Below are 7,056 nucleotides of genomic sequence, written 5' to 3'. Positions count from 1 at the left end.
AATGCTTGGAAAATCAATCACCTGGCCAACACCCACCAACCGATGGATGTCAACCAAAGGAATCCGTCAAATCAATGACGGGGTTGTGCATCATGCACTGGCTTTTAACACACTGTTGAGTTCTCAAGAAACGGACGCGTACATCCCCGCCAGAATCTCTTCCGAGATCCTCGCACGGAGGCGTTCATTTCGTTTTGTTTCGCTCTGTTGTGTCTTAATTCTTTCAGCCGTTCAAGTTCCTGTCAAATTGACCGGACTTGCTCGACCTGCGGGAATTAAGCCACGCCCCGCTTCCGGGACAACCCCTCTAACTTACCAGCCCTTCCGCATGGACGCGAACGCCCACCGGAGTGGAAGTGTCAGGAAGTGGTCCCCGAAGTGAGACCGGCGATCACCGCCGTCCTCGTGGGACTGGTGAACTCTATGTACGCCTCCTGGAACCGTCAAATCGAACGGTTCTCCCACCCGCGCAGGGTAGTAACCGATCGTGCGAGATCAAGCCCTGCCCAGGGCACTCATCATCCTGGTGGGCATCGCCGGCGCCGTGATCGCGCTGTTCGGCATCCGGGAGGTCGCCCCGATCGCCGGTCCGGTCGTGCTCGCCTTGGTCCTCGTCATCGCGGTCGCCCCCGTGCGCGGCCGGCTCGGCGCCAGAAGGGCGCCCGTCTGGCTTCAGGTGGCGGTGCCGTTCCTCATCGTGGTGCTGGTCCTGCTGGCCATGGTGGGCATCCTGACCTTCTCGATCATCCAGCTCGCGTCACTGCTGCCCTCGTACGCCGGCGAGTTCCAGCAGCTGCTCGCCGACGCGCAGCGGTGGGCGGCGTCATACGGGCTCGGCAACGACGTGCTGACCCGGGTCATGCAGGCGTTCGACCCGAGCAGGTTGTTCGGGTTGGTGCAGACCCTGCTCGGCAGTTTGATCGGCGTCCTCTCCGGGCTCTTTCTCGTTGTCGTGCTGTTGCTGGCGATGTGCCTCGACGCTCCGGTGACGGCGAAAATCGTCGCTGCGGGGGAAGATCGCAGGCCGCAACTGGTGACGGCGCTGGCCACTTTCACGCACAAGACGCGGCGCTATCTCATCGTCTCCACGATCTTCGGGCTGATGAACGCGATTCTCGACGTGATCGCGCTGTCACTGCTCGACGTGCCACTGCCGCTGCTCTGGGGAGTGCTCGCCCTCATCGCCAACTACATCCCGAACATCGGTTTCGTCGTCGCGTTGCTGCCGCCCGCGATGCTCGCGCTGCTGGACGGCGGCGTGCGGACCATGGTGCTCGTCATCGTCGCCTACACCGTCATCAACGTCGTCATCCAATCGTTCATCCTGCCCAAATTCCTGGGCGACGCCGTCGGTCTCTCGACGACGATGACGTTCTTGTCATTGCTCGTCTGGACTTTTGTGCTGGGCCCGCTGGGCGCCATTCTCGCCATCCCGCTGAGCCTGCTCATCCGGGCATTGCTGATCGACAGCGATCCGAGCGCCACGTGGGCTCAGGCGCTGGTGTCAGGCAGCCTTCCGGACAGGTGAGACGAGATGGCGCATCGGCACCCCGCTCAGCCGTTTGACGTCGTGTGACAGGTGCGCCTGGTCGGTGTAGCCGGCCGTGGCGGCCACCTCGGCGAGGGGGACGCCGGCGCGGGCCAGCCGCAGCGCGCGCTGGAAGCGGACGATGCGCTGCAGGGTCTTGGGCGCGTAGCCGAAGGCGATGACGCTGCGGCGGTGCAGCTGGCGCTCGCTGAGGCCGAGGTCCCAGACCACCTCCGTGACCGTGCGCCCCGCCCTGAGCGCCCTCGCCGTCGCGAACGTAGCGGGGTCGACGGAATCCGCCTGGGCCAGGCGCCGCCTGACGGCTGAGCGCATGGCCTCCAGGCGCCACTCGGGCCGCGGGGCGCACTCCGCGATCGGCGGGACGGGCAGGTCGGACAGGGAAACGCGCTGGTCGCGCAGCTCGTGGAGCGGGACGCCGAAGACGTCGCCCACCGCACCCGGCTTGAACCGGATGCCCACGAACGTGTCGCCGGCCGCCATGGGCGTGGGCATGGGGCCCGTGTCGGGGCCGGCCACGAACAGGCCGTCGGGGCCCCAGATGAGGTCGACGCAGGCGTCAGGCACTACGAGCTGGGTGGTGTCCTTCTCGCTGACCTGGTGCCACACGCAGGCGATGCGTTCGGCGAGGTCCGGGTCGGGAGGCCGTTCCGCATACATACTCCCAACATACGCGACCCCGCCGACAGAACCGTTTCACCCGGCCAGCCGCCCGTACGCGCGCAGCGTGTTGAGCTTGTGCACGGTGACGTAACCGCCCCATTCGTGCTCCACCAGCGGCGTCCACATCAGCCAGTTGCCGCCCCAGCCGCCGTCGTCGGACTGCGCGGCGACGAGCGCGTCGAGGTGGGCGTCCAGCACGTCCTGCGGGAACAGCGGCAGCCGTGACGGCTCGGGCGCGAAGTCCAGCGGGAAATGCGCCTCTCCTTCCGCTTCGGGGTCGAACGCGACCGTCGCCAGGATGGCCTCACGCAGCCGGGCGAATTCGGCCTCCGCCCGCGTCCGGTCCGGGACCAGCTCGAGGAAGGTCACGATCGCGCGGGCCTCGTAGGGCGTGGTCTCGCGCACCGTGGCGATCTTGGACCAGCAGAACGCGGTGGCGGTGGCCAGCCAGGGATGCGCGAGGCCGTGCTTGTGCAGCAGCCCGGCGATCGACGCCGTGGGGATGAGGTTGCCCGGCGGATCGTCGTCCGTCTGCCACCACGGGGCCCGCAGCGTGTCCCTGACGGAGGGCAGGACGAACGGGACGCCGCCGTCCGGGGCGGTGACGCGCGCCAGGTAGTCGCAGGCGGCGGGAACCATCGGCGAGTCGAAGGCGTCGAGCTCGTCCAGGATCCAGAACGCCACCTCGACCGGCTCCGGCTGGCTGCCCGAGCCGCGCAGGTCGGGCTCGAGCGCGTGGCCGAACCCGCCGTCGGCGTTCTGGTAGCAGCGCAGCACGTCGAGCACCCGCTCCCGCGAGCCGTCCCGGAACAGCGCCTCGAAGCGCAGCCGGTCGATCAGCCTGCCGTGCAGCTGAAGGTATCTCTCTGCTCTGTCGAGCACGTCCATGTCAGCAGTCCCTCCCGTAAGTGAGCTCTCACCGCGAAGCTACCCCTGCCACCGCGCCGGGTTCTTGTAACAATCGGACGCGTGGAGCAACGGCGATGGGACATCGACGAGCGGTTCACCGGCGTGAGCGACGCGACGGCGATGCTGCCCGCCGTGCACCGGCTCGAGGAGATGATGCGCGGCGACGGGTGGGTGACGGAGGACCCGGAGGCGCACCTCCTGCCCCACCTGCGGCGCGCGCCCGGCTGGGAGGTGCTGGGCGAGCGGCTGCTCGACGACGGGTTCTACGAGGTGCGGGCCCGTCCGGATGAGCGGCTCGAGGGCATCGACGTGCAGCGGGCGGTGATCAGGCTGCTGTCCGTGGTCGCGGAGCCCTCCTTCCTGGTACGGCAGGCCGCTGGCAACGTCTACGACTGCGTGACCGGTGTGATGCCCGGCGACCCGCCCGGGATGTTCAAGTCGCACGGGCATCTGATCAGGGTCATCGTCACGGAGTAGCGAGCGCCTCCGTCGGCGACATCCTGGCGGCGCGTACCGCCGGGTAGAAGCCCGCGACGCCGCCGATGACGAGCGTGGCGAGCACGCCGCCGAGCATGGCCCAGACGGGCACGATCGCCGGCCAGCCCTGGAGGCTCGCGTACGCCGCGGTGACGCCGATGCCGAGCAGCACGCCGCCGACGCCCCCGATGGCCGACAGCAGCAGCGACTCGGCCAGGAACTGCAGCCTGATCTGGCCCCTGGTCGCGCCCAGGGAGCGGCGCAGGCCGATCTCCGCGCGGCGCTCCAGGACCGAGATGACCATCGTGTTGGCCACGCCGACGCCGCCGACCAGCAGCGCGACACCGCCGAGGCCGAGCAGGAGGGCGTTCAGCGTGGCGTCAGTGGCCTGCTTGGCGGCCAGCACGTCCGAGGGCCGCGACACCTCGACCTCATTCGGCTTCTCCGGGTTGACGGTGGCGGCCAGCACGTCGCGAACCGCGACCACGTGCTCCTCCTGTGCTCTGGTGTAGATCGTGGTCGCGTACCCGTCGAAGTCGAGGCGCTCCTCCGCGACCGGCCAGCCGACCAGCGCGGCGGTGTCCAGTTCCGGGGCGAGCGGGGCGGGCGCCAGCACGCCGACGACGGTGAACCACTGGCCGCCCAGCCATACCCGCTGGTCGGGGCCCGCCTGGACGACGCCGAGCCGGTCGGCCGCCTTGGCGCCGAGCACGGTGGCCGGGTAGCGGTGGGTGGCCTGGTTCAGCCAGGCGCCGCCGGCCACGGTGGCGCCGACGTCCTCGAGCAGGTCGAGGCGGGCGGCGGTCACGGAGATGCTGCCGGTCTCCGCCTCCGGGATGTGGTCGTTGCGGTAGACCTTGGCGGGGGTCGTGCCGGTCGCGGTGACCGAGGCGACGGGGGCGATCTGGCCGATCATGCCCTCGGCCTCGGCGGGCAGGTGGGACGCCTCGCCGAACAGGCTCTGGCCCGGCGACACGGTGAGCAGGTTCGTGCCGAGGGCTTCGAGCTGCCGGTTCAGGTCCTCCTGGCTGGAGGCGGAGATGCCGACGACGCCGAGCATGGCGGCGATGCCGATGGCGATGCCGAGCGCGGACAGGAACACCCGCAGCGGCCTGGCCCGCAGTCCCGACCCGCCGGCCCTGACCACGTCGCGCGGCCGCATGCGGGGCGTCGTCAGCACGGTCATGTCCAAGCCCCTTCCATGACGCGGCCGTCGAGCATCTCGACCTGCCTGGGCAGGGAGGCGGCGATGTCGCGGTCGTGGGTGATGACGACCACGGTGGTGCCGGCCGTGTGCAGGTCGCGCAGCAGGTCCATCACGCCGGCTCCGGAGCGGGAGTCGAGGTTGCCGGTCGGCTCGTCGGCCAGCAGCAGTCGCGGGTCGCCGACGACGGCGCGGGCGATGGCGACGCGCTGGCGCTCGCCGCCGGACAGCTCGTGCGGGCGGTGGCCGAGCCGGTGCCCGAGCCCGACGCGTTCCAGGGCGTCGTACGCGCGCAGCCGCCGCTCGCGCAGCGACGGGCCCGCGTACAGCAGGCCGTCGGCCACGTTGTCCAGCGCGGGCACCCCGGCGGCCAGGTGGAACTGCTGGAAGACGAAGCCGATGACGTTCGCCCGCAGGGCGGACAGCTGCCTGTCGGTGAGGGAGAGCACGTCGTGCCCGGCGATGCGCACGGTGCCGCCGGTAGGGCGGTCGAGGGTGCCGATCATGTTGAGCATGGTCGACTTGCCCGAGCCCGAGGGGCCGACGATGCCGACGAGCTCTCCGTAGGCGATGCTCATGGAGACGCCGCGGAGGGCGGCGACGTCGCCGTACTCCTTTCTCACGTCGAGCAGTTCGACGATCACTTGGGCACCGCCACGGTCATGCCCTCTTCGACGCCGGTGACCTCGACCTTGCCGTCGGCGAACATGCCGGTCTCGACCGCGACGTAGCGGGTGGCCGAGCCCTCTACGACCTGTACGCCGTAGCCGCCCTCGGCCAGCGCGACCAGCGCGCCGACGGGCACGGCAAGGACGTTCTCGCGTTGCTCCGAGACGATCGTGACGTCCACGGGCGCGGCGTCGAACGACTTCTTCAGCCCGCTCACCGACACCGCGACCTCGACCGTGGTGGTGGTGTCGTTGCCGCTGCCGGTCTCGGTGGCGACCTTGCCGACGCTTGCGATCTTGCCGTTCACGGTGCTGCCGCCGGGCAGCTCGACGGTGGCCTTCATGCCCTTCTTGACCAGGTGCTCGTCGGCCACGTCGAGGTTGACGAGGACCTCGCGGGTGGTGCCGGTGGCGGTGAGCACGGGGCCGCTCGCGCTGTCGCCGAGAGTCTTCTTGAGCTCGGCGACGCGGAGGGGGCCGTCGGCCACCACGACGTCCCCGGGCTGGACCTTGCCGGTGACGTCCAGGCCGAGGTCCTCCTGCCAGTCCTCGACCGCCTCCCTGGTGGCCCAGGTGAACGCGTCGTCCACGTCGAAGCCGGCGTAGCCGAGCTTGTCGAGGTTGCGTTCGAGCAGCTCGACGTCCCTGCCTTCGACGCCGTCTTCCAGGGTGCGGTAGAGGGGTATGGCGCCGTACAGGAGGGGGTGGCGGTCGGCGTCCACGCTGTAGACGCCGTGGCCTCGGGTGATGGTGGAGCCCTCACCGGGGAGCCAGGTGATCGTGCCCTGTGACTTGGCGGTGACGGAGATGGGGTCGCCGTAGCCGAGGGTGCCGTCGACGGTCTTGGTCTCGGTGAGGGTGGTACGGGTCACCTTGGCGGTGGCGGGGGGCGTTCGGCCGGCGACGGCCGTACCGGCGCCGTTGCCGCCGAAGCCCACGGCGGCGGTCGCGACGGCGGCGGCGAGCAGCGCGGCGCCGCCGGTCCACGCCAGGACCCGCACCCGGCTGCGCCGGCGGGGCGGCAGGGCGCGGACGACGCGCTCGTTCTTGTTATCGACCTGCGTCACTTCGTCGCTCCCTGCCTGGGGAACTTGTCGCGGCAGGTCTCGAAGGCCTTCTGGAACATGGGATCGTCGCGCTTGAAAGTACCCCCGCCGCTGCTGCCGAGGGTGCCGTCGGGGTTGGGGTCGGGCATGTCGACACCGTTCTCGCGCATGCACTGGGCGAACTGGCGCATCTGCTCGACCTCTTCCGGCTTGAGCTCCTTGCGGTCCAGGAACGGCGCATAGACGCGGCAGGCCTCGGTGGCCTCCCTGAGCTTCTTCTGGTCGATGTTCTCGTCGATCACGTTGAGACCGCCGCCGCCATCGGGATCCGGGTCCTCCATGGGGACGCCGTGTTCGCGCATGCACTGGGCGAACTTCCTGCCCTGCTCCTGCGGGTCGGCCGAGGTGGATGGCGTGGCGCTGGCGGAGGGCTGCGGCGAGTTCAGGGATACGGAGGCTACTCCGGTTTGGCTCGGCTGGCTCCCGCAGCCGGCGGCCAGCGCGGCCAGCAGCGTGGTGGCGATCAGTGTCCGTCTCATGCTC

General features: G+C 69.7%; 8 protein-coding genes. 2 read left to right on the top strand and 6 right to left on the bottom strand.

Annotation, left to right across the window (positions count from 1 at the left end; genetic code table 11):
• Positions 1 to 487 precede the first annotated feature (487 nt).
• Complete coding sequence (locus EJK15_RS46975) at positions 488 to 1,528, top strand: AI-2E family transporter (protein WP_240777658.1); 1,041 nt, start codon at positions 488 to 490, stop codon at positions 1,526 to 1,528.
• On the opposite strand, the gene EJK15_RS46970 is transcribed toward EJK15_RS46975, so the two are convergent.
• Positions 1,505 to 2,206 carry a DUF6597 domain-containing transcriptional factor gene (locus tag EJK15_RS46970; RefSeq protein WP_138716962.1) on the bottom strand — a complete coding sequence of 234 codons (702 nt, stop codon included), beginning with the start codon at positions 2,204 to 2,206 and terminating at the stop codon, positions 1,505 to 1,507. The two genes, EJK15_RS46975 and EJK15_RS46970, sit on opposite strands and share 24 nt — an antisense overlap.
• Before the next feature lie 36 nt (positions 2,207 to 2,242).
• Positions 2,243 to 3,097: a hypothetical protein gene (locus tag EJK15_RS46965; protein WP_138716961.1), complete on the bottom strand. Its 855-nt coding sequence runs from the start codon at positions 3,095 to 3,097 to the stop codon at positions 2,243 to 2,245.
• Between the two features lie 81 nt (positions 3,098 to 3,178).
• Between EJK15_RS46965 and EJK15_RS46960 the strand changes: the two genes are divergently transcribed.
• Positions 3,179 to 3,595: a hypothetical protein gene (locus tag EJK15_RS46960; protein ID WP_138716960.1), complete on the top strand. Its 417-nt coding sequence runs from the start codon at positions 3,179 to 3,181 to the stop codon at positions 3,593 to 3,595.
• Here EJK15_RS46960 and EJK15_RS46955 read toward each other — a convergent pair.
• The 4 genes from EJK15_RS46955 to EJK15_RS46940 are packed head-to-tail and all read right to left on the bottom strand — an operon-like array spanning position 3,585 to position 7,052.
• The gene (locus EJK15_RS46955; RefSeq protein ID WP_138716959.1) at positions 3,585 to 4,781 is read right to left on the bottom strand and encodes an ABC transporter permease; all 1,197 of its coding nucleotides are present in this window, start codon (positions 4,779 to 4,781) and stop codon (positions 3,585 to 3,587) included. The two genes, EJK15_RS46960 and EJK15_RS46955, sit on opposite strands and share 11 nt — an antisense overlap.
• On the bottom strand, positions 4,778 to 5,440 hold the full coding sequence (locus EJK15_RS46950) for an ABC transporter ATP-binding protein (protein WP_240777659.1): 663 nt from the start codon (positions 5,438 to 5,440) through the stop codon (positions 4,778 to 4,780). Before EJK15_RS46950 ends, EJK15_RS46955 begins: the two co-directional genes overlap by 4 nt.
• On the bottom strand, positions 5,440 to 6,534 hold the full coding sequence (locus EJK15_RS46945; RefSeq protein ID WP_206061527.1) for a peptidoglycan-binding protein: 1,095 nt from the start codon (positions 6,532 to 6,534) through the stop codon (positions 5,440 to 5,442). Before EJK15_RS46945 ends, EJK15_RS46950 begins: the two co-directional genes overlap by 1 nt.
• Entirely contained in the window at positions 6,531 to 7,052 is a 522-nt protein-coding gene (locus EJK15_RS46940) for a hypothetical protein (RefSeq protein ID WP_138716958.1), read from the bottom strand. Before EJK15_RS46940 ends, EJK15_RS46945 begins: the two co-directional genes overlap by 4 nt.
• Positions 7,053 to 7,056 lie beyond the last annotated feature (4 nt).

This window comes from Nonomuraea basaltis, assembly GCF_005893125.1.
Classification (GTDB): domain Bacteria; phylum Actinomycetota; class Actinomycetes; order Streptosporangiales; family Streptosporangiaceae; genus Nonomuraea; species Nonomuraea basaltis.
The sequence above is the reverse complement of the archived record's forward strand: the minus strand, read 5'-3'. Positions and strand labels throughout refer to the sequence as shown.